We start from the raw sequence: 26,742 nt of genomic DNA on the forward strand, positions 1-26,742 counted from the left end.
GAGGCTTTCAATTTGAAACTTAGTTAAGAGCCGTTGTTACGTCTTAACAAGTACTTCCTTTACTATGGAAGTTTTACATCAGATAGGTCTTCACCTGCACCGATAGCTTTCATTTCGCCAGCGACGATTTCAGCTAGTGGGCCTAGGATAACCTGTAGGTTGTTCTCACCTAGTTTAACCACACCTTTAGCGCCAAGTTTCTTAAGAACAACTTCATCAGCGATAGAGCGGTCTTTAAGAGTTAGACGTAGACGAGTGATACAAGCATCGATTGAAGTCAGGTTTTCGTGACCACCTAGAGCTTTCAGGTATTGACGAGCAACGTCACCTTTTGGCGCGTCACCAGCAGGAGCTGCTGCAGCTTCGTCATCATCTTCACGACCTGGCGATTTCAAGTTGAAAGCGCGGATTGCGAAAGAGAAAGTGAAGAAGTATAGAGCACCGAATGCTAAGCCAATCAATAGTAGAGTGAATGGTTTAGTTGCTAGACCCCAGTTCAGTACGAAGTCGATTAGACCAGCAGAGAAACCGAAACCGTGCAGAGTACCAAACATGTTTGCCACTACTAGAGACAGACCTGTAAATACCGCGTGCATTGCGTATAGAGCAGGAGCTAGGAATACGAACATGAATTCTAGCGGCTCTGTGATACCTGTTAGGAATGAACAGAATGCAACTGAGAACAATGCGCCACCAACTTGGCTACGTTTTTCAGCAGGAGCAGCTAGGTACATTGCAAGTGCAGCACCTGGTAGACCGAACATCATTACTGGGAAGAAACCGTTCATGAATACGCCAGCGCCTTTATCGCCACCGAAGAAACGGTGTAGGTCGCCAGATTTAACTGTTTCAGTCACTTCTTTAACAACAGTAGTAATCTCTGGAGTTACTGAGTTAGCGAATGTGAATGTATGCTCTTGACCAACAACTAGAGTTTTAGCCAGTGCAGGGTCAACACAAAGTTGAGTGATGTTAGCGAATGCGCCTTGACCAGCAACGATGATTTCTTGACACGTACCCATACCGAACCAGAAGTATGAGTTCAATACGTGGTGTAGACCTACAGGGATTAGTGCACGGTTAAGAGTACCGTAAACGAATTGGCCAACAGCACCAGACGTTGATACCGCATGAGCTAGTGCATCTAGACCAGATTGAATACCAGGCCAAACCACACCAGACACAGCACCTGCAACAAGTGCAAATAGACCGGCCATGATAGGTACTAAACGTTTACCCGCGAAGAAAGCCAGCCACTCAGGAAGGCGTGTTGCATGGAAAGCGTTGTAAGAGTGACCTGCGATGATACCTGCGAAGATACCGCCGAAGAATGACATGTTAACGTCTGCGTTAATTGTGGTTGCTGTTGCTGTTAGTACGAAGTAAGCAACTGCACCAGCAAGACCCGCTGCGCCGTTACCGTCTTTAGAAAGACCAATCGCGATACCTAGACCAAATAGCAATGGTAGGTTACCGAAGATAGCACCACCAGCTTCTGCCATGAATGGAATATCAAGTAGATCGCCTTGACCTAAACGTAAAAGAAGCGCCGCAATCGGAAGCGTTGCGATTGGTAGCATTAACGCCTTACCAAGCTTCTGTGCATATCCTAGAATATTCACCAGTTGTTTCCCCCTATAGGATTTTTTAGAATTCGTTTGAGAAACTTATTTTAGTCGCTCAATTTAGTCCTATTCAGTGTATTCAATTAATTTTGCTCCGCAAATTAAAACCTTACCATTTGTGATCGTAATCACCAGTTTTTACCAAATCCAAAGGTTTTTGCTAGCGAGATCATAAAACTTATTTTATCATTCAAAAAAATGAACGTTTATAGATAAAATCTAAACCTAACCATTAGGTAAAATGATGGTATCCCTGGGTTTACGCTGTCCAATAAACAATCATTAAAAGTGAACCTAGATGTATATTAATAATCAATTGTTCATATATTTTTCAACAACTTAAATCGCTTCCCATTTTGAAGCCGTTTGCCCATAAAAGATAAATCGTTACGTAAATGATGCTCGCAAACTAAGTCCACATTTAGGTAACGAACAAATTTTAAAGATCTCACGAAATAAGGATTAGCTGACTATGTACGCGCTAAGTAACTGTAAAATTTACACTGGTAGTGATGTTCTAACCGATCATGCTGTTGTAATCGAAAACGAACTGATCAAAAAAGTCTGTCCTATCTCTGAATTACCAGAAGGAATCGAAGTTCGCGACCTAAGCGGAGCAAACCTAAGCCCAGGCTTCATTGACCTACAATTGAATGGTTGTGGCGGTGTAATGCTTAACGATGAGATCACTGCAGACACAATGCAGATCATGCACAAAGCAAACCTTAAATCTGGCTGTACTAGCTTCCTGCCAACGCTAATCACTTCTTCTGACGAAGACATGCGCGCGGTTATTACCGCAGCTCGTGAGTATCACAACCAATACCAAAACCAATCTCTTGGCCTACACCTTGAAGGTCCGTATTTAAACGTCGCGAAAAAAGGCATTCACAGCGTCGATCACATTCGTAAATCAGACAGCGAAATGATTGAGCTTATCTGTGAGAACAATGACCTTGTTGCAAAAGTAACATTGGCTCCAGAACTCAACGACCCAGAACACATTGAGCGTCTGCGCAAAGCTGGTGTGGTTGTTTCGATTGGTCACACGAATGCAACGTACGCAGAAGCTCGTCAAGGTTTCGAATCAGGTATCACTTTCGCCACTCATCTATTCAATGCAATGACTCCTATGGTTGGTCGTGAGCCTGGCGTTGTTGGCGCGATTTACGATACGCCTGAGGTTTATGCTGGCATTATTGCCGATGGCTTCCATGTTGATTACGCAAACATCAGAATTGCGCATAAAATCAAGGGAGAAAAGTTGGTATTAGTGACGGATGCCACAGCTCCTGCAGGTGCTGACATGGAATACTTTATTTTTGTCGGTAAGAAAGTATATTACCGTGATGGTAAGTGTGTTGATGAAAACGGCACACTGGGCGGCTCAGCTCTGACTATGATTGAAGCAGTTCAGAATACAGTTGAGCACGCCGGTATCGCTTTAGACGAAGCTCTTCGCATGGCTACGCTATACCCAGCTACGGCTATCGGTGTAGAAAGCAAGCTAGGTCGAATCAAAAAAGGCATGGTTGCAAACCTAGCTGTATTTGACCGAGACTTTAACGTTAAAGCGACTGTTGTTAACGGACAATACGAGCACAATTAAGTATGAATGGCGGACAAATAGGTAACGTAGACTTAGTTAAACAACTAAACAGTGCGGCGGTATACCGACTAATAGACCAACAAGGGCCTATCAGTCGTATACAAGTGGCTGATGTAAGCCAACTCGCACCGGCAAGTGTTACAAAAATTACCCGCCAACTTTTAGAGCGCGGCCTAATTAAAGAGGTTGCGCAGCAAGCGTCTACTGGCGGTAGACGCGCTATCTCCCTAACCACAGAAGTAGAGCCTTTTCACTCTGTCGCTGTGCGCTTGGGTCGAGATTACATTCAAATAAGCCTGCATGACCTTGGCGGTCGTGAGCTGGCTTTCCAACAGCAAGACCTGAATTACTCAGACCAATCAGACCTCACCCAAGGCTTGGTCAATAACTTGAAGGCTTTCATTGCTGAACACCAACCAAAGATCGACCAACTGATTGCCATTGGTGTCACTCTTCCAGGCTTGGTTAACCCAACGACAGGTGTCGTTGAGTACATGCCAAATACAGACATCGATAACCTTGCGTTAAGCGACATTATTCGCGACACATTCCATGTTGCTTGTTTTGTTGGTAATGACGTTCGAGGAATGGCGCTTGCTGAGCACTACTTCGGTGCAAGCAAAGACAGCCAAGATTCTATTTTGGTTAGCGTTCACCGTGGGACTGGTGCTGGTATTATTGTTAATGGTCAGGTTTTCCTTGGCCATAACCGCAACGTGGGTGAAATTGGCCATATCCAAATTGATCCACTTGGCGAGCAATGCCAATGCGGTAATTTCGGTTGTCTTGAAACCGTAGCGGCAAACCCTGCCATTGTTGAACGTGTCCAAAAGCTAATTAAGCAAGGTTATGAGTCCTCGCTAACAGAGATTGAACACATTACCATTCAAGATGTATGTGACCATGCTATCAATGGCGACGAACTGGCTAAGCAAAGTTTGGTTCGAGTAGGTAATCAACTGGGTAAAGCTATCGCAATGACGATTAACTTGTTTAATCCTCAGAAAGTTATCATTGCTGGTGATATTACAAAGGCACAAGAGATTGTTTTCCCTGCAATTAAGCGCAATGTAGAGAATCAGTCGTTAACGGCTTTCCATAGCGGCCTGCCTATTGTAGCATCACAGATCGATAAACATCCTACGATGGGAGCTTTTGCCATGATTAAGCGCGCCATGCTCAACGGTGTGTTACTTCAAAAGCTTCTTGAAGACTAAAGAAAAACAACTCTGATTTTCCGCGGGCCGTGTTTGTATAAACACGGCCCGTTTTTTTAAGCTAGGGAACTACTACTACAAGTTATGGAACTTATATTAATATCCACTGCGTTTATTGCAGGATTTATTGCTTTAAAGTGTCACCTTCCCCCATTGGTCGGCTTTTTGGTCGCTGGTTTTGGGCTCTTTGCTCTGGGTTTTGAAACCAATGACACCATCATTACCTTGGCTGACCTTGGTGTCACCCTGCTTCTATTTACGATTGGCTTAAAGCTCGATATCAAAACCCTGCTCTCTAAAGAGATCTGGGCTGGCGCAACAATCCACAACCTTTTATCCACTCTGTTTTTTGCGGTCGCCCTGTTTGGTTTTAAATTCCTAGGTATTTCCTCGTTGGCAGCCATGTCAATAGAACAGATTGTTCTACTCGGCTTTGCCCTTTCATTCTCTAGTACCGTATTCGCAGTTAAGTCTCTGCAAGAGAAAGGGGAAATGAATGCGACCTATGGAACATTAGCGATCGGTATTCTGGTCATGCAGGATATCTTTGCCGTGGTCTTCTTAACGGCATCGACAGGCAAAATTCCAGAGTGGTATGCCATCGCACTGTTCGCTTTGCCATTCTGTCGTCCGTTGTTCTACAAAGTCCTCGACTGGGTTGGTCACGGCGAAATGTTGGTGCTGTTCGGCATTTTCTTCGCATTGGTCGTCGGTGCAGGTTTGTTCCAGTTTGTAGGGGTTAAACCAGATCTAGGTGCTCTTATCTTAGGTATGTTGCTAGCCGGTCACCCAAAAGCTTCAGAGCTGTCGAAATCGCTGTTTAACCTCAAAGAGCTTTTCCTTGTTTGCTTCTTCTTGAATATTGGATTATCCGAGCAACCTACCATTCAAGGCTTTATGCTCGCCATCTTATTTTTGCTGTTGCTGCCAGTGAAAGGCGTGCTTTACTTCTTGGTACTCAACCGCTTCAAATTCCGTGTTCGCACTTCTCTACTCGCTTCTCTATCATTGTTTAACTACAGTGAATTTGGTCTTATCGTCGGTGGTCTTGCCTTTAAGATGGGGTGGATGTCTGGCGATATATTAGTGGCGGTGGCGATTGCGGTTTCGTTATCGTTCTTAATCGCTGCTCCTTTAAACAAAGCGGGTCATAAGCTTTATCAACAGTCAGGTAAGTGGCTCAAAGAGCACGCTGCTGAAAAGCTTCATCAACGTGATAAACGAATTGATCCTGGTCGCGCACAAGTGCTTATTCTTGGTATGGGACGTATTGGTACCGGCGCCTACGATGAATTGCGTTCTCGCTATGGCAAGGTTAGCTTAGGTGTCGAAGTTCGTGAAGAAGCCGCACACAATCATAGAAGCCTTGGAAGAAACGTTATTTCTGGCGATGCAACTGACCCAGATTTCTGGGAGCGTATCTTAGATACAGCAAACGTGAAGTTAGTGATCTTGGCGATGCCTCATCACCAAGGTAATCAAACAGCCTTAGAACAGCTAAAATCACGTGATTTTAAAGGTCAAATCGCAGCCATTGCTGAATACTCCGACCAGCTAGAAACATTGAAAGAGAATGGTGTCGATGCGGCATTCAACATTTACAGTGAAGCTGGTAGTGGTTTTGCTCGACACGTATGTGAGCAATTAAACCCAAACATCAATAAGATCTAGTCCTAAACATTGTCTAGTTAACCTCTCAAAATTGCTGTTCTTTTGCACTTTTGAGAGGTTTTTGTTTAAAAAACCAACCGCAATTAGACGCCACTCACCAAAACCACCTTAAAATTAGATAATTTCTAACAGAAACCCCTTTATATTATTTTTTTGCTCACATTCGGTTGCTTTTTTTAGCCAGAATGGCAAATTGAATACAGTTGATTTAGAAATTATTTAAAAGGAAGTTCTATGTGTTCAGTATTTGGCATTCTCGACATTAAAAGTGATGCCGCAGCACTTCGCCCTATTGCTTTAGAAATGTCTAAAAAGCTTCGTCACCGTGGCCCAGACTGGTCTGGTATCTATGCTGGTGAAAAAGCAATTCTTGCTCACGAGCGTTTGGCTATCGTTGGTCTGAACAGTGGTGCACAACCACTATACAGCCAAGATAAAAAGCACATTCTTGCAGTGAATGGCGAAATTTATAACCACAAAGAACTTCGTGCACGCTATGAAGATAAGTACCAGTTCCAGACTGACTCTGACTGTGAAGTTATCCTAGCGTTATACCAAGAAATGGGCGCCGACCTTTTAGAAGAACTTAACGGTATTTTCGCATTCGTTTTATACGACGAAGAGAAAGACGAATACCTAGTCGGCCGTGACCATATTGGTATCATCCCGCTTTACCAAGGCTACGACGAGCACGGCAACTACTACGTTGCTTCAGAGATGAAAGCACTCGTTGAAGTATGCAAGACGATCAGTGAGTTCCCTCCTGGTAGCTTCTATTCTTCGAAAGATGCAGAGCCTCATCGCTACTACATCCGCGATTGGAATGAATACGCTGCGGTACAAGGTAACAGCACAAGTAAAGAAGAACTGACTGAAGCGCTAGAAGCTGCAGTTAAACGTCAACTAATGACAGATGTACCTTATGGTGTACTTCTATCTGGTGGTCTTGATTCTTCAATCACTTCAGCAGTCGCTAAACGTTTTGCTGCAATGCGTATCGAAGACGATGAGCAATCAGAAGCTTGGTGGCCACAACTTCACTCATTCGCAGTAGGTCTAGAAAACGCGCCTGATCTGATTGCTGCTCGTGAAGTCGCTGATAAAATCGGTACAGTACACCACGAGATGACTTACACCATTCAGGAAGGCTTAGACGCAATCCGTGATGTTATCTACCACATTGAAACTTACGATGTAACGACGATTCGTGCTTCAACGCCGATGTACTTGCTTGCTCGTAAGATCAAGGCAATGGGTATCAAAATGGTACTGTCTGGTGAAGGTGCTGATGAGATCTTTGGTGGCTACCTGTACTTCCATAAAGCGCCAAACGCAAAAGAGTTCCACGAAGAAACCGTGCGTAAGCTTCTTGCTCTAAGCATGTTTGACTGTGCTCGCGCCAACAAATCTCTTGCGGCATGGGGTGTTGAAGGTCGTGTTCCATTCTTGGACAAAGAGTTCATCGATGTAGCAATGCGTTTGAACCCTGAAGATAAGATGTGTGGTAACGGTAAAATGGAGAAACACATTCTACGTGAGTGTTTTGAAGACTACCTACCAGATTCAATTGCATGGCGTCAAAAAGAGCAGTTCTCTGATGGTGTTGGCTACGATTGGATTGACACATTAAAAGCAACGGCTGAAGAAAAAGTAACGGATCAACAAATGGAAGCTGCGAAGTTCCGTTTCCCTTACAACACGCCAACAACCAAAGAAGGTTATGCTTACCGTGAAATTTTTGAGGAGCTATTCCCTCTAGAATCAGCGGCAGAATGTGTACCTGGTGGTCCTTCAGTTGCTTGTTCATCAGCGAAAGCGATTGAGTGGGATGAGTCATTCAAAAACTGTGTCGACCCATCAGGCCGTGCAGTACAAGCCGTTCACAACGATGCTTACAACGCTTAGCGCGTTTTGAACAAACCCTAAAGACTAAAAAAGGCGCATTATGCGCCTTTTTGTTTTAAGCCTATTTTTTGCTTTGTATTACTGCACTTATGCGTGAGCTTGTAGTGCTTCGTTCTCAATACTGATCGGAACCACTTTGCTGATCATTTTTACCAGCATAATAGATCGAGCTTCACCATCTTTCTGATGGAAAATAGCTTCAACCCCAGCAAACTGACCACTATTGATCTTGACCACTTGCCCTGATTCAAACTCAAAACAGCACTCTTCAGGTTCATCTTCGCAACACTTCTCAAACTCTTTCAGTTCATACACTAAGTCGCCTTGGACTTCATGTGGCCTTGCTCCAAACTTAATAAAGTCGACAACGCCACGAGTCGAACGAACTGTCGTAAAACTAGGGCCTTGCTCATAATCAAAGCGAACAAAGATATAAGACGGGAACAGCGGTTCTTTGACCTGCTTCTCTTTCCCTCTCACGACCTTCTTGACATCGATTTGAGGATAAAAGCACTCTACCCCCTGATTTTCTAGGTGCTGTTGAGCGCGTTTTTGATCACCACGCTTACAGTAAAGTAAATACCAACGTTTCATTTAACTAGCCATTTTATATTTTTAGATATTTTACCACATGCCTAAAACGGTTGAATCGCCATTAATAAAATGAATCATTGTGAGCAAGAAATATTGCGTAGCAGACCAATTTATCAACAAAAAGTTATAGGAGCTAAAAGTGGTTAAGCATTGTACAGAGATCATTTAGAGATCAAAAGGCTCATTGTTGTAAGCATATGTATCCCACCTTCAATGGGGATTTCATTCTATTTAATCTCAAACCAATACGCCAGACCAATATATCTAAACACTTTTATTCGATGTTGCTTTAAAAAAGCTCACTTATCAACCAGCTCAAATCTGGAAAGTTAGTTTGCAGCACACTCGAAATAATCAACATCAAAAGCAAAGAGCATTAATATCAATGACTTAACAAAATTCAGTTATCATAACCATAAAATACACCTATTGCAGACTTTTATCCCACTGTGTATACATGAGTGACTATAAAATCTTTTAATACCTAAAATTAGTAAAACTTATGCCAAGCAATCACAACATCTTTGGCCACCCTAGAGGCCTATTTCTACTTTTTAGCACAGAGCTATGGGAACGCTTCTCCTACTATGCAATGCGTGCCATCCTTGTTTTATTTCTTACCGATACCACTATCAATGGTGGCCTTGGTTGGTCAACAAAAGATGCCCTCGATCTTTATGGCATCTATACTGGTTTAGTCTATATCACGCCATTAATCGGCGGCTGGCTGGCCGATAACTACTTAGGACAACGTAAATCGATCCTAGTGGGCGGTGTATTAATGGCCTTAGGCCAATTTACGCTCGCTCTTCCTAACGGCGCTATTGGCTTAGACCAAGTAAATGCTCTTTATCTGGGTTTAGCACTGCTTATCAGTGGTAACGGTATGTTTAAACCAAACATCTCAACCATGGTTGGCGACCTATACCAAGAAGGCGATAACCGACGTGACGGCGCTTTCACCATTTTCTACATGGGCATCAACTTAGGCGCGCTACTGGGTGGCTTAATTTCAGGTGCTGCAGTCGATTCATTCGGCTGGAAAGCTGGCTTCCTAGCCGCTGGTATCGGTATGGTTATTAGCTTAGTTATGCAATTGACGATGGCTCAGTCATGGTTAGGCAACATTGGCTCAGTACCTGCAGCTGCACGAGCGAAAGCGCTGAACAAATCGAAAGAGAAAACACCACTGACCAAAGAAGAGTTCGACAGACTAAAAGTTATTCTAGTTATGGGTCTGTTCGTAATCGTTTTCTGGGCTGGCTTTGAACAAGCTGGCGGTTTGATGAACATCTACACTCAACAATATACTGACCGTATGATTGGTGGCTTTGAAGTTCCTGCAGCTTGGTTCCAATCTCTGAACCCATTCTTCATCATTACACTTGCACCAATCATTGCTGCATTTTGGGTCAAGCTTGGTCAGCGTGAACCAAACTCGCCAGTGAAATTTGCGATGGCGTTGTTTTTCTTAGCACTAGGCTTTGTGTGCATGATGGGCGCAGTAATGGAGCAAGGTGGCGACCTAACAGTCAAAACATCAATGCTATGGCTAGTCGGTGCTTTCTTCTTCCATACCCTTGGCGAGCTTTGTCTATCTCCTATTGGCCTGTCGTTGGTCACTAAGTTAGCTCCGCTTCGTCTGGCATCGTTAATGATGGGCGCATGGTTTGGTTTTAATGCTGTCGCAAACTACGTCGCTGGCCTTGTGGGTTCTCACGTTGGTGAGCTTGGCGCAATGTCTATCTTCGGTGGTATCGCAATTACAGCGACAATAAGTGGCGTCTTACTGCTTCTTTGTGCAGGTAAACTTGTATCATGGATGCATGGTGTAGAAACTAACATGACGCTTGAAGCAAAGCCAAAAGCAGAAACTTCTGTTGCTTAATATCTAGATCTATTTCAAAAAGAAACATCAAGATCAAAAAGGGCTGCTCAATGAGCAGCCCTTTTGTTATTTATTCTATTGGTATATTAGTTAGCGATGAAGCGCCACTAGCTCAGCCATCATACCGATGTGTGAGTCTCTGTCGTTAAGACACATAATGTAGCTAAAGTCTGAGCCACCAGCATCAATGAACGTCTCTTTACACTGGTCAGAAATCTCTTCCAACGTTTCCAAACAGTCAACCGAGAACGCAGGAGCCATGATATCAATCTTCTTGATGCCCTTACTCGGCAGTGATTCAAGTGTCTCGTCAGTGTAAGGCTTCAACCACTCTTCTCGACCAAATCGAGACTGGTATGTCATGGTGATATCGTCCGCTGATAAGCCTAACTCAGCAGCAAGTAATTTGGTCGTCGCTTCACAATGCTGAGGGTAGATGTCACCTTCATCAGCGAGTCGCTTCGGAATACCGTGGAAAGAACACACTAAATGATCGGCTCTACCATTTTCTTCCCAATGGCTACGAACACTTTCAGCCAGTGCTTTCGCATAGCTAGGGTGAGAATAATAATCTCGAATAAAGCGATAGCTCGGGATGACAGGCATTTGTTTGAAGGCTTTAGTTAAACCATCAGAAACGGCCGCTGTCGTTGTGCCTGAGTATTGAGGGTATAAAGGCAATACAATAATGTCTTCAACGCCCTGATCCATTAATTGCTCAACGCCGGTTTTAAGGCTTGGATTACCATAGGTCATCCCCAAAGCGACAGGCATCTGTAATTTTGTTTGTAGCTTTTCAGCTTGTCTCTGCGAATAAACAAGCAATGGTGAACCTTCGTCCATCCAAACAGACTGATAAAGCTTAGCCACTTTAGGTGCTCGAATCGGTAGAATCACCCCATGTAAAATAGGACACCAAAGCCAGCGAGTTAGGTTTACCACTCGTTTGTCGTGTAAGAATTCACTTAAAAATCGGCGAACGCCAGCTGGAGTCGCGGTATCTGGTGTTCCTAGGTTAACCAGTAAAACGCCCTGCTTTTTATTATTTTCCATAGCTACCTGAGACCAATGTGTGATTTTCTGGAACGTAATATACTAATCTGCATAAGTTTAAGATCATTGTTACGCAACTAAATTTAAGAATAGTCGTTCTTAACCTGAGTTATCGCAACATCACCTTGATCGTTAGCCGCGCAAATCTAAGCCATAACGCGGAAATTGTGCACAATCGATTTTATCTAGATTGGTATATGACTAAAAATTGAAACAAAAAAAGCGACCTTAAAGGTCGCTTCCAATATATCAAATTCTAAAACTGGCTGTTAGCCAATTATGCTAGTGCTTTCTCAAGTTCTGCACTAACTTCAGCAACTTGCTTAGTACCGTCGAACTTAAGGTACTTAGTGTTGCCTGCTTCTGCTTCTTTACCGTAGTAAGAGATAAGCGGAGCTGTTTGATCGTGGTATACACCTAGACGTGCACGAACTGTTTCTTCTTTGTCGTCATCACGAACCACTAGCTCTTCGCCAGTGATGTCATCTTTACCTTCTTCTTTAGGCGGGTTGTACACATTGTGGTATGTACGGCCAGAAGGAAGGTGAGCACGACGACCAGCCATACGCTCAACAATCACATCGTCAGCTACGTCGAATTCAACAACGTAGTCTACTGCGATACCCATTTCTTTTAGGCCATCAGCTTGAGGGATTGTGCGTGGGAAACCGTCTAGTAGGAAACCTTTCTCACAGTCATCTTGAGCGATACGCTCTTTGATAAGACCAAGGATAATTTCATCAGAAACTAGCTGACCCGCGTCGATTACTGATTTAGCTTGCTTACCAAGCTCAGTACCCGCTTTGATAGCAGCACGTAGCATGTCACCAGTTGAAATTTGAGGGATACCAAATTTGTTCATGATGAAGTTAGCTTGAGTACCTTTACCCGCGCCAGGAGCACCTAGAAGAATGATGCGCATGTTTAATCCTCTTATAAAAATTATGATTTATACCGAAGCTCACTATCCCGCCTTTCTGGTTCAATTTAAGTCGAACAAGAGAGGTTAGGTAACAACTGAGGCTAAGCACAACTGTAAACAGAAGCAAAACGGTAAGTTTCGGTATAACGTTTAAAAATCATACAACTGGAGATGGAAGGTTCATAGCCCCAGCTGATTAGGTCGAGCATTCTATCACATTAATATTCAATTTGGCTGAAATTAAGACTAAAGAATGTATCGACAGCGTTTGCGTTCGTCTTGTTAGCAACTTTAGCGACATTTCGATGAAGTTAAGCGACGTTCATAAAAAAAGCCCGCATTCGCGAGCTTTTATTCATAATTATGGGCTTAGCCCAAAGTCGAAAGACTAACGTTTTGTCAGTAGTTCGTTGATTGCACCTAAGAATTGTGACGGATCTTCCATTGAACCCTTTTCAGCCAACATAGCCTGGCCAAGTAATAGCTCAACCCAGCGACCAAACGCTTGTTCGTCCGCTTCATCAGCCATCTGCTTAACGAGCGCATGCTCAGGGTTAATCTCAAAGATGTACTTCACCTCAGGAGCAGCTTGACCCGCAGCTTCTAGAAGTTTAGCCATTTGAGTGCCCATCTCGAAATCATCGGTAACAACAACAGCAGGTGTAGTTGCTAACTTGAATGTCGTGCGAACCTCTTTAACACGATCACCAAGATAAGCTTGAGTGCGATCAACAACAGACTTGAACTCTTCTTCCGTCTCTTTTTGCTTCTCTTTTTCTTCTTCACCTTCAAACTTGCTTAGATCTAAGCCCGCTTTTGTGATCGACTGGAACTGCTTACCGTCGAAGTCAGTTAGGTAATTCATCACATACTCATCGATACGATCGTACATGAGAACAACTTCGATGCCTTTCGCTTTGAACTGCTCTAGGTGAGGGCTGTTCTTAGCCGCGGCATAGCTGTCTGCCGTTAGGTAATAAATCTTGTCTTGACCTTCCTTCATACGTTCTACATAAGAAGCTAGGCTGATGGTTTGCTCAACAGAATCCACTTCCGTTGATGAGAAACGAAGTAGACCAGCGATTTTTTCTTTGTTCGCCATGTCTTCTGCTGGGCCTTCTTTCAATACTAGGCCGAACTCTTTCCAAAACTCCAAGTACTTGTCGTTGTCATTCTTCGCCATGCGCTCAAGCATAGTAAGCACACGCTTAGTACATGCGCCACGAAGAGACTGAGTCACTTTGTTATCTTGAAGAATTTCACGAGACACGTTCAGTGGCAGATCATTTGAGTCAATTAAGCCACGAACGAAACGCATGTAAGATGGCATAAACTGCTCTGCATCATCCATGATGAATACGCGCTGTACATAAAGCTTTAAGCCGCTCTTGTGGTCACGGTTCATCATATCCCAAGGTGCTTTCGCAGGGATGTAAAGCAGACTGGTGTAGTCGTTCTTACCTTCAACTTTGTTGTGGCTCCACGTTAATGGATCAGCAAAGTCGTGAGAAACGTGCTTGTAAAACTCTTGGTATTCTTCTTTCTCGATATCAGATTTATTACGAGTCCAAAGCGCTTGTGCTTTGTTGATCTGCTCCCAATGCTTCTCTTCGGTGTCTTTACCTTCGTCATCTTTAACCGCAGTTAAGATGGAAACCGGGATACCGATATGATCAGAGTATTTACCAATCACTTCACGCAAGCGCCACTCATTCAAGAACTCTTTACCGTCTTCACGCATATGAAGAACGATGTCAGTACCACGAGATTCTTTAGTGATGTCTTCAATGGTATAGTCGCCCTCACCCGCTGAGTGCCATTGCACAGCTTCATCGCTTGCCAATCCAGCAGCGCGAGTTCGAACCGTTACCGCGTCTGCAACGATAAATGCAGAATAGAAACCAACACCAAACTGGCCAATAAGCTGAGAGTCTTTGCTTTGGTCATCAGACAGCTTTGAGAAAAAGTCAGCCGTACCTGATTTAGCAATCGTACCCAAATGTTCGATAACGTTGTCACGGCTCATGCCGATACCGTTATCAGAAATGGTCAGAGTGTTAGACTCTGCGTTGAATGACAACTTCACGCCTAAATCCGCATCGCCTTGGTAAAGGTCGCCATTCGATAGCGCTTGAAAACGAAGTTTGTCAGCCGCATCAGATGCGTTAGAGATCAACTCACGTAGGAAAATTTCTTTGTTTGAATACAGTGAGTGGATCATTAGATGAAGTAGCTGTTTTACTTCAGATTGAAAGCCACGAGTCTCTTTATTTTGCGTTGCTGTTTCGCTCATTTTTACTCCAAAACATCTATACTTTATGTTGAATACCGGAAGAGGCGTTACACAGGATACTACTCTTATGTTCATTAACATGAGGATGACAAATGTAAATTCAAGGTCAAAAATCATAAAAACACTGTTTTTTTGATCTGTTTTTATTATCCTTGAGGGTGATAAATATAAAAGAACATAAAAGAAGCCATGATTTGGTGAAGAATGAACGGAACTTCACCTCAGATTTGTCTATTTCGCACCCAAAATCATCCAAAATAGAAGAATTCAATGAGCAATATCGGCACAAAGTTTATTCTCGCACAGCGGTTCGTATTCGATCCAAATAGCAATTCACTTGTTGATCAAATGAGCGACGGCGAAGTCGTGCGCCTTGGCAGCAATGAAAGCCGCATTCTCCTGATGCTGTCAGAAAGACCCAATGAAGTTATCACTCGTAATGAATTGCACGAGTATGTTTGGCGAGATCAAGGCTTTGAGGTTGATGACTCAAGCTTAACGCAAGCAGTTTCGACCCTGAGAAAGATGCTCAAGGACTCTACCAAATCTCCAGAATTCGTAAAAACGGTACCTAAACGCGGTTACCAATTTATTGCAACCGTTGAACGCTCTGCACCACTTTCATCAAATGATCAGCCAGCAGCGGCTGAAATTGCAGAAAATGACGTAGAACCTATCTTAACGTTTGCAACGCCTACAATGACCGAAGAAGCAATGACTGAAGCTGTTGAGCCCGAGTCAATTACAAAGTTTCAAGAAACCAAAGTTGAAGTGGAACCAGCAACAACACCAACTGCGACCCCGGTTAAAAGCACCAATAAGTGGTTAGCGTTTTCGTTATTGCTTGCGGCTTTCATCATGCCAATTCTGGTTTTAACGTTTACTAACCCCGCAGAATCCGAGTTCAGAACATTGACTGAAGTGGATGGTGTAAAGATTCAAACCCCAATCAATCATCCTGATCTCAGCAGTTGGCTACCTGCGATAGAGAAGTGTGTATTGCGCTACAACACCAATCACACTGGCATGCTGAAACCGACTGAGGTGATTGCGACTGGTGGACAAACCAACAACCTTGCCCTCAACTACATTCACCCGCAAGATTACTCTAGCGAAAATGTAACCCTAAGAATTTACGCAAACCAGTCGGATGTAAACGACATTTGTAACGGTGGTCAGTAACATGAAATTAAAAGTATCGATTATTTTACTGGTTCTATCTGCATTTTTAAGTGGTTGGTTATATTGGGGCAGCGATGCAAAAGTAGAGCGCTTGCTCACTCAGCATGAATGGCAATCGAAAATGGTGACTCTGATTAGCGATAACAAGCAAGCTGATTCAATCGGGCCGCTTCGTAAAGTTGAATTGTCATCGAATGCGAAATACCTACCAAATGGTACGTACCTGAGAATGTCAGTGGTTAGGCTGTACAGCACTCAAACTGCACCTGCGAATGTGATCAACATATCTGAAACAGGTCAGTGGGATATTAACGATAACTATTTACTGATTTCGCCAACGGAGTTTAAAGATGTAACTTCTGCTGAGCGCCAAGACTTTTCGGAAGAGCAACTCGAACTTATCACTCAAGTGATTAAGATGGATGCAGAGCAAAGCCGACGCATAGATATCGTTAACCCGAAAGCACTGTTACTAACTAGCTTGAACCATGGTTCTACCGTGTTGTTTTCAAACTAAAACTGGTTCAAACTAAAACTCTGCAGTTATTTATGTATATCAATAGCTGAATACCATTAAACGGTATACCAATAGAAAGGGGCATGATGCCCCTTTTTTGTTAGCCGTTGGTATCAAATTACGGATGTAGCATTTTAAGGATTAACTATGAATATGGAACAACCAAATCTGACGCCAGCAAAAGAGACAGCAACAAAAGCGACAATCGCAATACACTATTGCCGTCAGTGTAATTGGATGCTTCGTTCAAGTTGGTTATGCCAAGAGCTGCTCCATACCTTTAGCGAAGAAATTGAACAAGTGAGCTTGCATCCAGACACCGGAGGCAGATTCGAAATCTTTTATAATGGTGTGCAGATTTGGGAAAGAAAGGCAGACGGAGGCTTTCCTGAAGCGAAAGTTCTGAAACAAAGAGTGCGAAACATCATTGCTCCAGACAGAGACCTCGGCCACGTAGACTCAAAGTGAGCCTTTTCTAGCGCCGCCGATTGAGTTTATTTAAAGCTCGCCACTCACAATTACGTCACCTTCAAGGCTAATGACTTTAAAGGTATTATTTTCATAGATGCCATGGCTCGCAGCGTGACCATCTCGTGGGAATGTCACCGAACTAGGGTTAAAGATAAAGATATCATCTTGGTATTCGGCAACTGGAATATGGGTATGTCCATGGGCAATAATATCACCCGCTTTTAGTGCTGGTCGTTTAGTGGTGTTATACAAATGACCATGGGTTAGAAAAATACGCTGACCTGATTCCAATAACACCCATGAGTAATCCATCATCATTGGAAAAGACAACAACATCTGATCCACTTCACTGTCACAGTTGCCACGAACGGCAATGATCTCTTGAGAAAACGCATTCAACCTCTCTGCAACCGCCGGCGGATTGTATCCTTCGGGAATCGGGTTTCTTGGACCATGATTCAGAATGTCACCCAATAGCACTAAATATTGCGCACCAGACGCTTGGTAGAGTTCTAATACCTTTTCTGTTGCTGGCAGCGAACCGTGTAGGTCTGAAGCAAAAAATAATTTCACACGTACTTCTCCATAAAATTTATGAGCCTATTGTACGTATCTAAATGCTACACGTCATCTCTCACCATACCGTTGATCACGATATTATTGTAACTAACCATACCGACTATTTTGTTATCACGAACTACTGGCGCGCGACTGATACCAAAGCGTTCAAACAGGCGAGCGCAATACTTTACGTTCATCTCAGCAGACACGCTTAGCGCTGGCTTGGTCATGATTTCATAAACATTGGTTCGCTTGGGAGATCGATTCTTAGCCAACACTTTCTTTGCTATATCATTCATCAACACGATACCGTACTCATCATCCTCGTGGCGTTTATCGACAATGATTGCCTTCACTTTGTGCTTCTTCGCCATCTCTATCGCTTCTAACACCGTAGTTAGCCCATCGATAATCACATACGTATTGGCCATGACATCGCCTACTCGGATCTTTTCACTGGTACTCATAGCTCATCCTCCACAACCTTTGTTAACGTCTCAACTTGGTGCGCAACGCCTACTGCATCTTCCACATCTATCTGTACTGCAATACCCTGTCCCGATTCTTGGTCAAACTCCCCCACTTCACTAATTCTTTCGAGAATATGCCTTGCTAGATGCTCCTCAACGACAAACAGCAACACATCTTTTTGCACCTCTAATGTTAATCCGAAGAAGGTGCGCTTTTGGTTTAAGCCCTGCCCTCTGGCATTATTAATCACGGTTGCTCCGGTTGCGCCCGCATCACGCGCGGCATCGAGCACAGTGTCGGTTTTGCTCTCTTCTACAAACGCTAGGATAAGTTTAAAGCGCATCTTTGCTCTCCTTAGAGGTGTGTAAACGGTTTAACCATTGGGTTATTTGGGCGTAGCTCATCACCGAAATGATGGGGAACAAACTCGCAAAGGCGATTAAGCCGAAACCGTCTATTACTGGATTTCGCCCCGGTACAGTTGAAGCAAGCCCTAATCCAAGAGCCGTCACTAAAGGCACAGTCACGGTAGATGTCGTAACCCCGCCTGAATCGTAGGCCAATGGAATGATCAATTTGGGGGCGTAAAAGGTTTGAATCACCACAATGACATAGCCACAAATAATGTAGTAATGGATAGGATCGCCCGCAACAATACGGTAGCTACCCAATGAGATACCGATGGCAACGCCTAATGCCACGGCGATTCTCAGTCCGTTAACACTGATACTGCCACCGGATACTTGCTTTGCCTTAATCGCTACAGCAATCAAAGAAGGCTCGGCTATCGTGGTACTAAAACCAATACAAAACGCAAACAGGTAAACCCAGTAATAATCAAACCAAGCCAATGAAAGACCAGAGCTGATCTTAAACTCAGTCAAAAAGCTTGGTTCGGTGAGTTGCATTGCCATCGTCTCCCCTAGAGGGAATAACGCGAGCTCCAACCCCATCAAAAAGAGTGATAAGCCAAGAATGACATAAAAGAAACCGATGAGCACTTTGGCAAGGTTATTGACAGGCTTACGCAGTACCGCTAACTGAAAACCAAAGATGATCACCGCAATCGGAATCACATCCATCACAGTGCCTAGAAAGGTGTCGATAAATTGCTGCACACTGATCATGTCACCACCATCCCGTACACCATGACAAACATCATCGGCAGAAGTGAAGCAAACGCGATCAATCCAAAGCCATCAATCATCGGATTTCGTCCTTTAATCGCCGAGGCTAAACCTACGCCTAATGCGGTCACTAACGGAACGGTGATCGTCGATGTTGTGACGCCGCCAGAGTCGTACGCAATCCCAATAATGTTTTCCGGGGCAAATGCAGTGAGCACCACAACTCCAATATAACCACCGATGATCATGTACTGAATTGGCCAACCTTTTAAGATCCGAAGTACTCCTAATAGAATGGCAATACCGACCGATAACGCCACGGTGAAGCGCAGGCCATCGGCATATTGTTCCCTTTCATCTAAAGAGTTGGGAATAACACCACCTTCAGCTGCAACTTCTGCTGCTTCAGCAGCCACTGCGGTTAACGCGGGTTCGGCAATGGTGGTACCAAAGCCTAAACAAAAAGCGAAGGTCAATAACCAAAACACGCTCCCCTTGCGAGCAAAAGCTTGAGCCATCGACTCGCCAATTGGGAACAGACCCATTTCAAGGCCAAAGATAAAAAAAGTCAGTCCAAAAACCACCAGCACTAAACCAGTTAGAATAGACAAAAGATGAGGGAGTGGCTCTTGCAAAACAGCAAGCTGGAAGAAAGCAATCACCGCCACGATCGGCAAGAGATCCCTTAGACTACCTAACATGGCTCGAAACAAAGCAAGCACTGCCGTCATCGCAACTCCTAGTCATTGAAATTGTATCTGGTTATTAATTACTAATAATCATGGCAAATCCTTATCATTCCTTATGTGACAAATATTACGCAGTTGGTAACATATCCGAGTAAAGTCCATAAGTGTGATAGCGGTATACATCCTAACTTGATGAATTTAATTTCATTCTTTCGTAAATTGATACGGCGTAATTTGGGTATCACACGATTGAAACCAACTGATCGTTATAGTGATTTTTTCGTATTGATTGGCGTTCAAAAACAAGCCATGTCTATAATTATGTTTAATAGGGAGATTGGTATGAAGATATTGTTAACTGGTGGTACGGGATTTATTGGTTCTGAATTGGTCAAAAGCTGGAACACTGACGACGTGACATTATTGACGCGGAGCCCCGAAAAAGCGAAGCAAAACCTAAATCATCTGAACCAGAATAACCTTCATTACATTCAATCTCTTGATGAACTCAGCGACCTCAATGACTTCGATGTTGTGGTTAACCTTGCAGGCGAGCCGATTGCCGACAAGCGCTGGAGCGCAGAGCAAAAGGAAAGGATATGTAATAGCCGTTGGCACATCACCGAAAAACTGGTCGAGTTAGTTCATGCCAGTAGCAACCCGCCAAAAGCTTTTATTAGTGGTTCAGCCGTGGGTTACTATGGCGATCAACAGCAACACCCGTTTGACGAATCACTACAAGTAGAAGATGAAAGCTTTCCTCACAAAGTTTGCGCTCATTGGGAAGAGATAGCCAAGAGAGCACAATCAGAAAGAACACGCGTGATACTACTGCGAACAGGTATTGTACTTGGTGAAAATGGCGGTGCGCTCAAAAAGATGCTTATGCCGTACAAACTAGGCGTTGGTGGACCGCTAGGTTCAGGCGAGCAATACATGCCTTGGATTCACATGCTAGATATGGTGAGAGCCATCAACCACTTGTTGTCTATTCCTCACGCTCAAGGGGAATTCAACATGTGTGCCCCACACCCTGTCACCAACAAGCTGTTCAGCAGCACACTCGCCAAGCAACTACGTCGACCTCATTTCTTATTCACGCCTAAATGGGCAATGTCGCTTCTGATGGGTGAATCTTCTTGTCTGCTCTTTGACAGCATTCGTTCCAAACCAAAAAAGCTCACTGAAATGGGATTTATCTTTAGTTACTCAAGAATCGAACCGGCACTAAAAAACTTGTTACAACATCAAGACTAATTCTTTACTCTAAAGCGATAGAGACTCTAATAAAGGATCAAGTGTGAACAAGTCGATTCTTATCACTGGTTGCTCAACAGGCATTGGCTATACATGTGCTCATGCACTTCAAAAACGTGGCTTTCATGTCATTGCATCTTGCCGTGACCCACAGGATGTTCAACGCCTTCAAGATGAAGGCCTCACTTGTATTCAATTAGATCTTTCCAACCAAGAGAGTATCGAGAATGGCGCCAAGCTTGCGATTGCACTCGCACCTAACGGGTTGTATGGGTTATTCAATAACGGCGCTTACGGTCAAGCAGGCGCGCTAGAAGACTTACCGACCCAGGGGCTCAGGGAGCAATTCGAAACCAACTTCTTTGGTTGGCATCATCTTGTTTGTCAGATCCTCCCGCACATGCGCGAACGTGGTGAAGGCCGAATCGTGCAAAACAGTTCCGTATTAGGTTTTGCCGCCATGAAATATCGTGGCGCTTATAATGCGTCAAAGTTCGCGATTGAAGGCTGGACGGATACCTTGCGTTTAGAGCTGCATGGCAGCGGTATACACATCTCGTTACTGCAACCTGGGCCAATTGAGACTCAATTTAGAACCAATGCCCTGAAAGCATTCAATAAATGGATCAACATTTCTGGCAGTGCTCACCAAGACGCTTACCAACAACAAAAAGACCGACTCGAAAAGGAGTCATCGAACAACGCTTTTGTTCTGCCACCTGAGAGTTGTATCGAACCTGTATTTCACGCACTTTCGGCCAATAAACCCAAGCTAAGATACCGAGTTACGACCCCGACTAAAGTGTTCGCGGTATTGAAAAGGATTCTACCGAGTCGCTGGCTAGACCCTATTTTGAGAAAAGCTGCATAGTTTTCTAACTTTGAATGCACAGTCGCAAACTTTAATGTAACGATGTAATTTTTCCGTAACAATAAGATGTCATGATTTATCCTATCTCATCAATTACTCCCAATTGGTGAATCTAATCTGGATATTTCATGACTTTAAACCGCCTTAATTGGGTAGGTGTGAGTGTGGCGATTACGTTGTTTATTCTGTTTTGAGTATCTCACGCAATACCTCACTGACCACCTCAATGATTACGCTATGCCTTCTATGTAGAGATAAACATCCTATCAACATCGAAGCATAGCGTTTTTTATTTTTGTCTCTTTTTATCTGAGATACCCCAGTTAGATCTTGAAGTTACCGACTTATCCCCCCATATTTGCAACGTATCCATAAATAAACCTCAAGGAACGTAAATGCAATCTCCGCATATTGTTGAACTTAATGAGCAGAACTTTCGTCAAGTATTAGAAGGTTCGATGCAGACCCCTGTACTCATCCAATTTTGGGCACCAATGAGCCAGGAGAGCGCCCAAGTCATTCCTGAACTGCAAACATTAACTCAGCAGTACAATGGCGCTTTTACTTTAGCTCTGTTGAATTGTGAACAAGAGCAAGCCATTGCTAGCCAATTTGGGGTTCAAGCACTACCTACTATTGCACTGTTTGTTAACGGTCAGCCTGTCGATGGGCTTGGTGGCCCTCAGAGCTTAGAAGCTATTGTTGAAATGCTAAACAAGCACCTTCCTAGCCAAGATGAACTTGCATTACGTCAAGCTCTAGAGCAAATGCAAGCAGGTGAGCACACACAAGCACTGGCAGCTATGCAGCAACTTCCAGCTCTGTTAACAGGCAAAGGTGAAGTAAAACTGGCGATCGCTGAGTGTTTATTAGAAACGCAACAGTTTGATCTGGCTGAAACTCAGCTAGCCACCATTCCTCTAGAGTACCAAGACAACTACTACAAAGGCCTAGTCGCGAAACTTGAACTTCACAAGCAAGCAGCAGACAGCCCTGAAATACAGGCATTAGAAACCGCTCTGCAGCAAGACCCGAATGACGCTAAGACTGCCTCTGAGTTAGCATTGCAATATCACCAAGTGAACCGCAACGAAGAAGCGATGGAGCTGTTGTGGTCTTTCCTAGCAAAAGATCTAAATACTTGCGATGGCGATATGAAAAAAGAGTTCATGGACATCTTAAGTGCGCTTGGGCAAGGAAACCCAGTTGCCAGTAAGTACCGTCGACAACTGTACTCTCTGCTTTACTAACAAAACCCTAAAATCGTTAGATTAAACATCGAAAACTGACAATTTAATCAATTAGTTTATCGAATGAAACAATATAAAATGGGCCATAAAATCAATGTTTTATGGCCCATTTCTCGTTTATAAATTTGCTCAGAATTTAAATATGAGCCAGTATCAATAGTGAACTATCAAAAACTTAAACTTACAAAGGATTTTGTATGGCTATTGATACATTGATTACTATTGGCGTCTTTACTGTCGTCGCACTACTGTTCATTTTCGCTGGTGTCAAAACCGTTCCACAGGGCAATAACTGGACCGTAGAACGCTTTGGCCGCTATACACAGACACTAAAACCAGGCCTAAACCTGATCATTCCATTTATCGATAAAGTCGGACAACGTATCAGTATGATGGAACGAGTTCTCGATATCCCAGCTCAAGAAGTCATCTCCAAAGATAATGCTAATGTCATGATTGATGCAGTTTGCTTCGTACAAGTTATCGATGCACCGAAAGCGGCTTATGAAGTAAATGACCTTGAGCATGCGATCCGTAATTTAACCCTCACCAATATCCGTACTGTGCTTGGCTCTATGGAACTGGATGAAATGCTTAGCCAGCGTGACATGATCAATACCAAGCTGCTAAATATCGTGGATGAAGCAACTAACCCATGGGGCGTAAAAGTTACTCGTATCGAAATCAAAGATGTACAGCCACCAGCTGATCTAACCGCCGCGATGAATGCCCAGATGAAAGCTGAGAGAAACAAACGTGCCGACATTTTATCGGCTGAAGGTGTAAGACAAGCTGAGATCCTAAAAGCGGAAGGTCACAAGCAATCAGAAATCTTAAAAGCGGAAGGTCAAAAGCAAGCAGCAATCCTGCAAGCAGAAGCTCGTGAGCGTGCAGCAGAAGCAGAAGCTAAAGCGACAGAAATGGTCTCGACAGCCATCGCTCAAGGTGACATGCAAGCGGTCAATTACTTTATTGCACAAGGTTACACCGACGCACTGAAGTCTATTGGCCAAGCTGAAAACGGCAAGATCATCATGCTACCACTCGAAGCGACTGGCCTAATGGGTTCTGTTGCAGGTATCGCAGAGATGTTTGCACAAAGCAACGACAAGGGTAGTAAGGACTAACTTATGTTCGAGTTACTAGAGCAAGTAAACCACTGGCATTGGTTAGCATTTGGTCTAGCGCTGCTAGCCCTAGAGCTGGTTGGTACTGCTGGTTACTTTTTGTGGATAGGCATATCTGCCATGTTGGTCGGAGCGCTATTAGGCGCGCTACCAATCGGTTGGCAGATGCAATGGTTGTCCTTTGCGAGCTTTTCACTTATCACCACTTGGTTGTGGTGGAGAAGACAACTATCTAATGACAAGCAGTCAGATGCTGGACGAGAGCTAAATCAAAGAGAAAAACAACTTGTAGGGCAAACTGTTTTTCTTACCGAAGAGGTCAAAAGAGGCAACTGCCGAATTAAGGTAGGAGACTCTTCTTGGTCAGCAAGAGCTAGCCAAGATATTCCATCAGGCACAGAAATTAAGATTGTGGCTTTAGACGGAATAATTCTAATAATCCAGCCTTTATAGCTAATTGGCATATTAGGCCTACATTATCGATAAATGTAGGCTTTAATAACTTTAGAGAGCAAAGAACATTCTAATTATCATTGTGATAGATTGAATTGAAAAAAAAATAAGTTCTTATTTCGTAAAGCTAAAAAGTTTGATTGAGCTAAAAAGATATAAGAAAGTCAGTTTTCTTATCCAAAATATATATGAATAATTAACCTTACTCTCCCTTAATTATAATTATTAAAAATGTTAAGTCCGTCAAATTTTTGAAATTTTCTTTTCCTTGTCCATACTTTCAATTATCTCAACTAGAGATAAACCTAATGGAGTTTGTATGAGACATTTTCTAATAATTCTAACGGCTATTTTCAGCTTAACATTCGGAAGCGCTCTGGCGAGCAGTCAGTCTCCAGGTAACGGAAACATGGGGCCTATTGTTAAGTGTTCAGATGGAAACGCGGTCACTCATGTGCCACTTTTAATCTGCAAACACTATGGCGGAAAGGTACTTTGATAGGTAACTAATGTCAGGCAAGTAATATTCTTTGTTGCCTGACACACTATTTGATTGCTAGGCGAGCTTTAAAGAAAAGTATGTTATTTTCGGCCTGACAAATTGTTCAAAATTGGGCACTCGTTTGAAGTATCTCCCGGGCAATCATGTACCCAAGACTGTAACTGAGCCTTCATTTTATTTAACTCAGCAAGTTTCAATTCAATTTCATCTAACTTCTGAGTGGCCTTCTTCTTTACTTCGTAGCTTTGTCTGTTCGGATTCATTGCCAACTCGACAAGCGACTTACACTCACCGAGAGTGAATCCAACCATTTTAGCTCTCAGTACGAACTCTAACTGTTCGATATGAATATCGCCGTATTGCCTGTAACCATTTTCTGATCGGTGTGGTGGGCTCATCATGCCTTTACTTTCGTAAAAACGAATGGATTTAGCTGTTGTACCAACACGTTTCGCTACTTCACCAATATTCACTCTATTACCTACAATTCAAATTGTTACCTAAAACAAAGAGCGCGACCTAAAACAAAAAAACGCAGTACTGCTGTTATACAATACTGCGGTTGAAAAGCATAGCTAGAGACTTACGTTAGAGGATTACTCTTGCTCTAACAGCCAAATCATAGTTTGAGACTTTTCTTCGCTGTCTAGCTTATTGAACCAATATGAAACCATCTCGATTTCTTTTGAGCCTTCAATTGATGCTGGAGAAGCGTTCTTACGATTTTTGAATGCCCAATCTGTCACTGCAGACTGCTCTTCTTTTGTCGCTTGTCCATACCAGTAGTTAACCATCTCTTGAGCTTGTGAAGCTTTGGGGTCTTCAGCAACAACCGCTGCTACAGGTACTGCGACTGGAGCAACCGCGATCGCAGTATGATTATTAGCACCATTGTAGATCGTGTCGATATACGCTTTCGGCACAATAAAGTTTGTACTCATTGTTGAGTTTTGTCCATCAAGCGTAAACTCTAAATTTTTTTCTCTTGCTTGCTGAATATCAGCGTCGCTTAATGGAAATTTAATATATTGAGTCTTTGTACAGTGCTCGCTGCAACTTTCTCTTGGAACCTGTCTCTCTTCTAGCTCTATCGTCTTGCCGAAAAAGCTTACAGTTTCATATTCTTTATAGCTCTGGAAGTAGCTCACATCCATTATAATTGAAGACTCTGGAGCCGAATTCTGTGTTACTTCTTTGTTGTACGTAAAGTAGAGTGACGATTTCAGGATGTCTGCTCCAACATTCGCTTTACTTTCCGCAACGTAAGATTGCCCAGTTACCTGAATATAACCACCTTTAGGCTGTACATCCGCAACTGAATCTGAAAAATTACTTTTTGAATCGAGTGAACTACAAGCTCCCAAAAATAATGATAATACAACTACACTAACTTTATTCATTATGACTAATTCCTTATGTTCACTATGGAAAAACGCTGGCAAAATAATTTACCAGCGTTTTGATTCTCTTTAACTATTTTAAGCTGA

Annotated in this window: 25 protein-coding genes; 13 read left to right on the forward strand and 12 right to left on the reverse strand. The window is 43.3% G+C overall.

Features of this window, described 5'->3' with window-relative positions; all coding sequences use genetic code 11:
• Positions 1–62: 62 nt before the first annotated feature.
• On the reverse strand, positions 63–1,580 hold the full coding sequence (nagE, locus tag DUN60_RS10000; protein ID WP_029222048.1) for an N-acetylglucosamine-specific PTS transporter subunit IIBC: 1,518 nt from the start codon (positions 1,578–1,580) through the stop codon (positions 63–65).
• A 517-nt stretch (positions 1,581–2,097) separates the two neighbouring features.
• On the opposite strand from nagE, the gene nagA reads away from it, so the two are divergent.
• The 4 genes from nagA to asnB all read left to right on the forward strand — a co-directional run bounded on the left by nagA (position 2,098) and on the right by asnB (position 8,027).
• The gene (gene nagA / locus DUN60_RS10005; protein WP_114633862.1) at positions 2,098–3,234 is read left to right on the forward strand and encodes an N-acetylglucosamine-6-phosphate deacetylase; all 1,137 of its coding nucleotides are present in this window, start codon (positions 2,098–2,100) and stop codon (positions 3,232–3,234) included.
• A gap of 2 nt (positions 3,235–3,236) precedes the next feature.
• Complete coding sequence (gene nagC, locus DUN60_RS10010; RefSeq protein WP_004734232.1) at positions 3,237–4,451, forward strand: DNA-binding transcriptional regulator NagC; 1,215 nt, start codon at positions 3,237–3,239, stop codon at positions 4,449–4,451.
• Between the two features lie 84 nt (positions 4,452–4,535).
• Positions 4,536–6,122, forward strand: a complete 1,587-nt coding sequence (locus DUN60_RS10015; RefSeq protein WP_017093863.1) for a cation:proton antiporter family protein — start codon at positions 4,536–4,538, stop codon at positions 6,120–6,122.
• A gap of 234 nt (positions 6,123–6,356) precedes the next feature.
• A complete protein-coding gene (gene asnB / locus DUN60_RS10020) occupies positions 6,357–8,027 on the forward strand; it encodes an asparagine synthase B (RefSeq protein ID WP_004734234.1) in 1,671 nt (556 codons plus the stop codon).
• An 87-nt stretch (positions 8,028–8,114) separates the two neighbouring features.
• On the opposite strand, the gene rfaH is transcribed toward asnB, so the two are convergent.
• Positions 8,115–8,621 (reverse strand): transcription/translation regulatory transformer protein RfaH, encoded by a 507-nt coding sequence (gene rfaH, locus DUN60_RS10025; RefSeq protein ID WP_114633863.1) that lies wholly within the window; start codon positions 8,619–8,621, stop codon positions 8,115–8,117.
• A 502-nt stretch (positions 8,622–9,123) separates the two neighbouring features.
• Between rfaH and DUN60_RS10030 the strand changes: the two genes are divergently transcribed.
• Positions 9,124–10,509 (forward strand): peptide MFS transporter, encoded by a 1,386-nt coding sequence (locus tag DUN60_RS10030; protein WP_114633864.1) that lies wholly within the window; start codon positions 9,124–9,126, stop codon positions 10,507–10,509.
• 90 nt (positions 10,510–10,599) lie between these two features.
• Here the strand turns inward: DUN60_RS10030 and hemH are convergent, their stop codons facing one another.
• From hemH to htpG, 3 genes are all read right to left on the reverse strand, one after another.
• The gene (gene hemH / locus DUN60_RS10035; protein WP_114633865.1) at positions 10,600–11,562 is read right to left on the reverse strand and encodes a ferrochelatase; all 963 of its coding nucleotides are present in this window, start codon (positions 11,560–11,562) and stop codon (positions 10,600–10,602) included.
• 277 nt (positions 11,563–11,839) lie between these two features.
• Complete coding sequence (adk, locus tag DUN60_RS10040) at positions 11,840–12,484, reverse strand: adenylate kinase (RefSeq protein ID WP_009847341.1); 645 nt, start codon at positions 12,482–12,484, stop codon at positions 11,840–11,842.
• A gap of 388 nt (positions 12,485–12,872) precedes the next feature.
• Positions 12,873–14,777 (reverse strand): molecular chaperone HtpG, encoded by a 1,905-nt coding sequence (gene htpG / locus DUN60_RS10045; protein ID WP_065103134.1) that lies wholly within the window; start codon positions 14,775–14,777, stop codon positions 12,873–12,875.
• A gap of 270 nt (positions 14,778–15,047) precedes the next feature.
• Between htpG and DUN60_RS10050 the strand changes: the two genes are divergently transcribed.
• The 3 genes from DUN60_RS10050 to DUN60_RS10060 all read left to right on the forward strand — a co-directional run bounded on the left by DUN60_RS10050 (position 15,048) and on the right by DUN60_RS10060 (position 16,944).
• The gene (locus DUN60_RS10050) at positions 15,048–15,959 is read left to right on the forward strand and encodes a transcriptional regulator (RefSeq protein ID WP_054547641.1); all 912 of its coding nucleotides are present in this window, start codon (positions 15,048–15,050) and stop codon (positions 15,957–15,959) included.
• 1 nt (position 15,960) lies between these two features.
• The gene (locus DUN60_RS10055) at positions 15,961–16,476 is read left to right on the forward strand and encodes a regulatory protein ToxS (protein WP_065204996.1); all 516 of its coding nucleotides are present in this window, start codon (positions 15,961–15,963) and stop codon (positions 16,474–16,476) included.
• Positions 16,477–16,623: 147 nt separating this feature from the next.
• Positions 16,624–16,944 carry an Rdx family protein gene (locus DUN60_RS10060; protein WP_114633866.1) on the forward strand — a complete coding sequence of 107 codons (321 nt, stop codon included), beginning with the start codon at positions 16,624–16,626 and terminating at the stop codon, positions 16,942–16,944.
• 30 nt (positions 16,945–16,974) lie between these two features.
• Here the strand turns inward: DUN60_RS10060 and yfcE are convergent, their stop codons facing one another.
• The 5 genes from yfcE to DUN60_RS10085 are packed head-to-tail and all read right to left on the reverse strand — an operon-like array spanning position 16,975 to position 19,837.
• Complete coding sequence (gene yfcE / locus DUN60_RS10065; protein WP_114633867.1) at positions 16,975–17,520, reverse strand: phosphodiesterase; 546 nt, start codon at positions 17,518–17,520, stop codon at positions 16,975–16,977.
• A 47-nt stretch (positions 17,521–17,567) separates the two neighbouring features.
• Positions 17,568–17,975 carry a CBS domain-containing protein gene (locus tag DUN60_RS10070; protein ID WP_050651629.1) on the reverse strand — a complete coding sequence of 136 codons (408 nt, stop codon included), beginning with the start codon at positions 17,973–17,975 and terminating at the stop codon, positions 17,568–17,570.
• Entirely contained in the window at positions 17,972–18,322 is a 351-nt protein-coding gene (locus tag DUN60_RS10075) for a P-II family nitrogen regulator (protein ID WP_054547637.1), read from the reverse strand. Before DUN60_RS10075 ends, DUN60_RS10070 begins: the two co-directional genes overlap by 4 nt.
• Positions 18,312–19,106 (reverse strand): DUF1538 domain-containing protein, encoded by a 795-nt coding sequence (locus DUN60_RS10080; protein WP_114633868.1) that lies wholly within the window; start codon positions 19,104–19,106, stop codon positions 18,312–18,314. The genes DUN60_RS10075 and DUN60_RS10080 overlap by 11 nt, the downstream gene beginning before the upstream one ends.
• The gene (locus tag DUN60_RS10085) at positions 19,103–19,837 is read right to left on the reverse strand and encodes a DUF1538 domain-containing protein (RefSeq protein ID WP_017079455.1); all 735 of its coding nucleotides are present in this window, start codon (positions 19,835–19,837) and stop codon (positions 19,103–19,105) included. Before DUN60_RS10085 ends, DUN60_RS10080 begins: the two co-directional genes overlap by 4 nt.
• 300 nt (positions 19,838–20,137) lie before the next feature.
• Here DUN60_RS10085 and DUN60_RS10090 point away from each other — a divergent pair, with 300 nt between their 5' ends.
• The 5 genes from DUN60_RS10090 to DUN60_RS10110 all read left to right on the forward strand — a co-directional run bounded on the left by DUN60_RS10090 (position 20,138) and on the right by DUN60_RS10110 (position 24,753).
• Entirely contained in the window at positions 20,138–21,052 is a 915-nt protein-coding gene (locus DUN60_RS10090) for a TIGR01777 family oxidoreductase (protein WP_114633869.1), read from the forward strand.
• A 43-nt stretch (positions 21,053–21,095) separates the two neighbouring features.
• Positions 21,096–21,923, forward strand: coding sequence for an SDR family oxidoreductase (locus DUN60_RS10095; protein ID WP_114633870.1), 828 nt, complete (start codon positions 21,096–21,098; stop codon positions 21,921–21,923).
• Between the two features lie 395 nt (positions 21,924–22,318).
• The gene (locus tag DUN60_RS10100; protein WP_114633871.1) at positions 22,319–23,173 is read left to right on the forward strand and encodes a co-chaperone YbbN; all 855 of its coding nucleotides are present in this window, start codon (positions 22,319–22,321) and stop codon (positions 23,171–23,173) included.
• A 197-nt stretch (positions 23,174–23,370) separates the two neighbouring features.
• Positions 23,371–24,300: an SPFH domain-containing protein gene (locus DUN60_RS10105; RefSeq protein ID WP_004734251.1), complete on the forward strand. Its 930-nt coding sequence runs from the start codon at positions 23,371–23,373 to the stop codon at positions 24,298–24,300.
• A 3-nt stretch (positions 24,301–24,303) separates the two neighbouring features.
• Positions 24,304–24,753 carry an NfeD family protein gene (locus DUN60_RS10110; protein ID WP_017079451.1) on the forward strand — a complete coding sequence of 150 codons (450 nt, stop codon included), beginning with the start codon at positions 24,304–24,306 and terminating at the stop codon, positions 24,751–24,753.
• 582 nt (positions 24,754–25,335) lie between these two features.
• On the opposite strand, the gene cueR is transcribed toward DUN60_RS10110, so the two are convergent.
• Complete coding sequence (cueR, locus tag DUN60_RS10120; protein WP_114633872.1) at positions 25,336–25,728, reverse strand: Cu(I)-responsive transcriptional regulator; 393 nt, start codon at positions 25,726–25,728, stop codon at positions 25,336–25,338.
• 123 nt (positions 25,729–25,851) lie between these two features.
• Positions 25,852–26,655, reverse strand: coding sequence for a DUF2057 family protein (locus tag DUN60_RS10125; protein ID WP_114633873.1), 804 nt, complete (start codon positions 26,653–26,655; stop codon positions 25,852–25,854).
• Positions 26,656–26,742 lie beyond the last annotated feature (87 nt).

The organism is Vibrio splendidus (assembly GCF_003345295.1).
Lineage (GTDB): Bacteria > Pseudomonadota > Gammaproteobacteria > Enterobacterales > Vibrionaceae > Vibrio > Vibrio splendidus_K.

What these genes read in the sequence shown, in the direction of transcription:
- nagC (WP_004734232.1), top strand. Translation starts at nt 3,237, where the DNA reads ATGAATGGCGGACAAATAGGTAACGTAGACTTAGTTAAACAACTAAAC.
- DUN60_RS10060 (WP_114633866.1), top strand. Translation starts at nt 16,624, where the DNA reads ATGAATATGGAACAACCAAATCTGACGCCAGCAAAAGAGACAGCAACA.
- DUN60_RS10075 (WP_054547637.1), bottom strand. Translation starts at nt 18,322, where the DNA reads ATGCGCTTTAAACTTATCCTAGCGTTTGTAGAAGAGAGCAAAACCGAC.
- DUN60_RS10085 (WP_017079455.1), bottom strand. Translation starts at nt 19,837, where the DNA reads ATGACGGCAGTGCTTGCTTTGTTTCGAGCCATGTTAGGTAGTCTAAGG.
- DUN60_RS10080 (WP_114633868.1), bottom strand. Translation starts at nt 19,106, where the DNA reads ATGATCAGTGTGCAGCAATTTATCGACACCTTTCTAGGCACTGTGATG.
- DUN60_RS10050 (WP_054547641.1), top strand. Translation starts at nt 15,048, where the DNA reads ATGAGCAATATCGGCACAAAGTTTATTCTCGCACAGCGGTTCGTATTC.
- DUN60_RS10100 (WP_114633871.1), top strand. Translation starts at nt 22,319, where the DNA reads ATGCAATCTCCGCATATTGTTGAACTTAATGAGCAGAACTTTCGTCAA.
- adk (WP_009847341.1), bottom strand. Translation starts at nt 12,484, where the DNA reads ATGCGCATCATTCTTCTAGGTGCTCCTGGCGCGGGTAAAGGTACTCAA.
- hemH (WP_114633865.1), bottom strand. Translation starts at nt 11,562, where the DNA reads ATGGAAAATAATAAAAAGCAGGGCGTTTTACTGGTTAACCTAGGAACA.
- nagE (WP_029222048.1), bottom strand. Translation starts at nt 1,580, where the DNA reads ATGCTACCAATCGCAACGCTTCCGATTGCGGCGCTTCTTTTACGTTTA.
- htpG (WP_065103134.1), bottom strand. Translation starts at nt 14,777, where the DNA reads ATGAGCGAAACAGCAACGCAAAATAAAGAGACTCGTGGCTTTCAATCT.
- DUN60_RS10030 (WP_114633864.1), top strand. Translation starts at nt 9,124, where the DNA reads ATGCCAAGCAATCACAACATCTTTGGCCACCCTAGAGGCCTATTTCTA.
- nagA (WP_114633862.1), top strand. Translation starts at nt 2,098, where the DNA reads ATGTACGCGCTAAGTAACTGTAAAATTTACACTGGTAGTGATGTTCTA.
- DUN60_RS10125 (WP_114633873.1), bottom strand. Translation starts at nt 26,655, where the DNA reads ATGAATAAAGTTAGTGTAGTTGTATTATCATTATTTTTGGGAGCTTGT.
- DUN60_RS10110 (WP_017079451.1), top strand. Translation starts at nt 24,304, where the DNA reads ATGTTCGAGTTACTAGAGCAAGTAAACCACTGGCATTGGTTAGCATTT.
- DUN60_RS10090 (WP_114633869.1), top strand. Translation starts at nt 20,138, where the DNA reads ATGAAGATATTGTTAACTGGTGGTACGGGATTTATTGGTTCTGAATTG.
- asnB (WP_004734234.1), top strand. Translation starts at nt 6,357, where the DNA reads ATGTGTTCAGTATTTGGCATTCTCGACATTAAAAGTGATGCCGCAGCA.
- DUN60_RS10105 (WP_004734251.1), top strand. Translation starts at nt 23,371, where the DNA reads ATGGCTATTGATACATTGATTACTATTGGCGTCTTTACTGTCGTCGCA.
- DUN60_RS10055 (WP_065204996.1), top strand. Translation starts at nt 15,961, where the DNA reads ATGAAATTAAAAGTATCGATTATTTTACTGGTTCTATCTGCATTTTTA.
- DUN60_RS10015 (WP_017093863.1), top strand. Translation starts at nt 4,536, where the DNA reads ATGGAACTTATATTAATATCCACTGCGTTTATTGCAGGATTTATTGCT.
- rfaH (WP_114633863.1), bottom strand. Translation starts at nt 8,621, where the DNA reads ATGAAACGTTGGTATTTACTTTACTGTAAGCGTGGTGATCAAAAACGC.
- DUN60_RS10070 (WP_050651629.1), bottom strand. Translation starts at nt 17,975, where the DNA reads ATGAGTACCAGTGAAAAGATCCGAGTAGGCGATGTCATGGCCAATACG.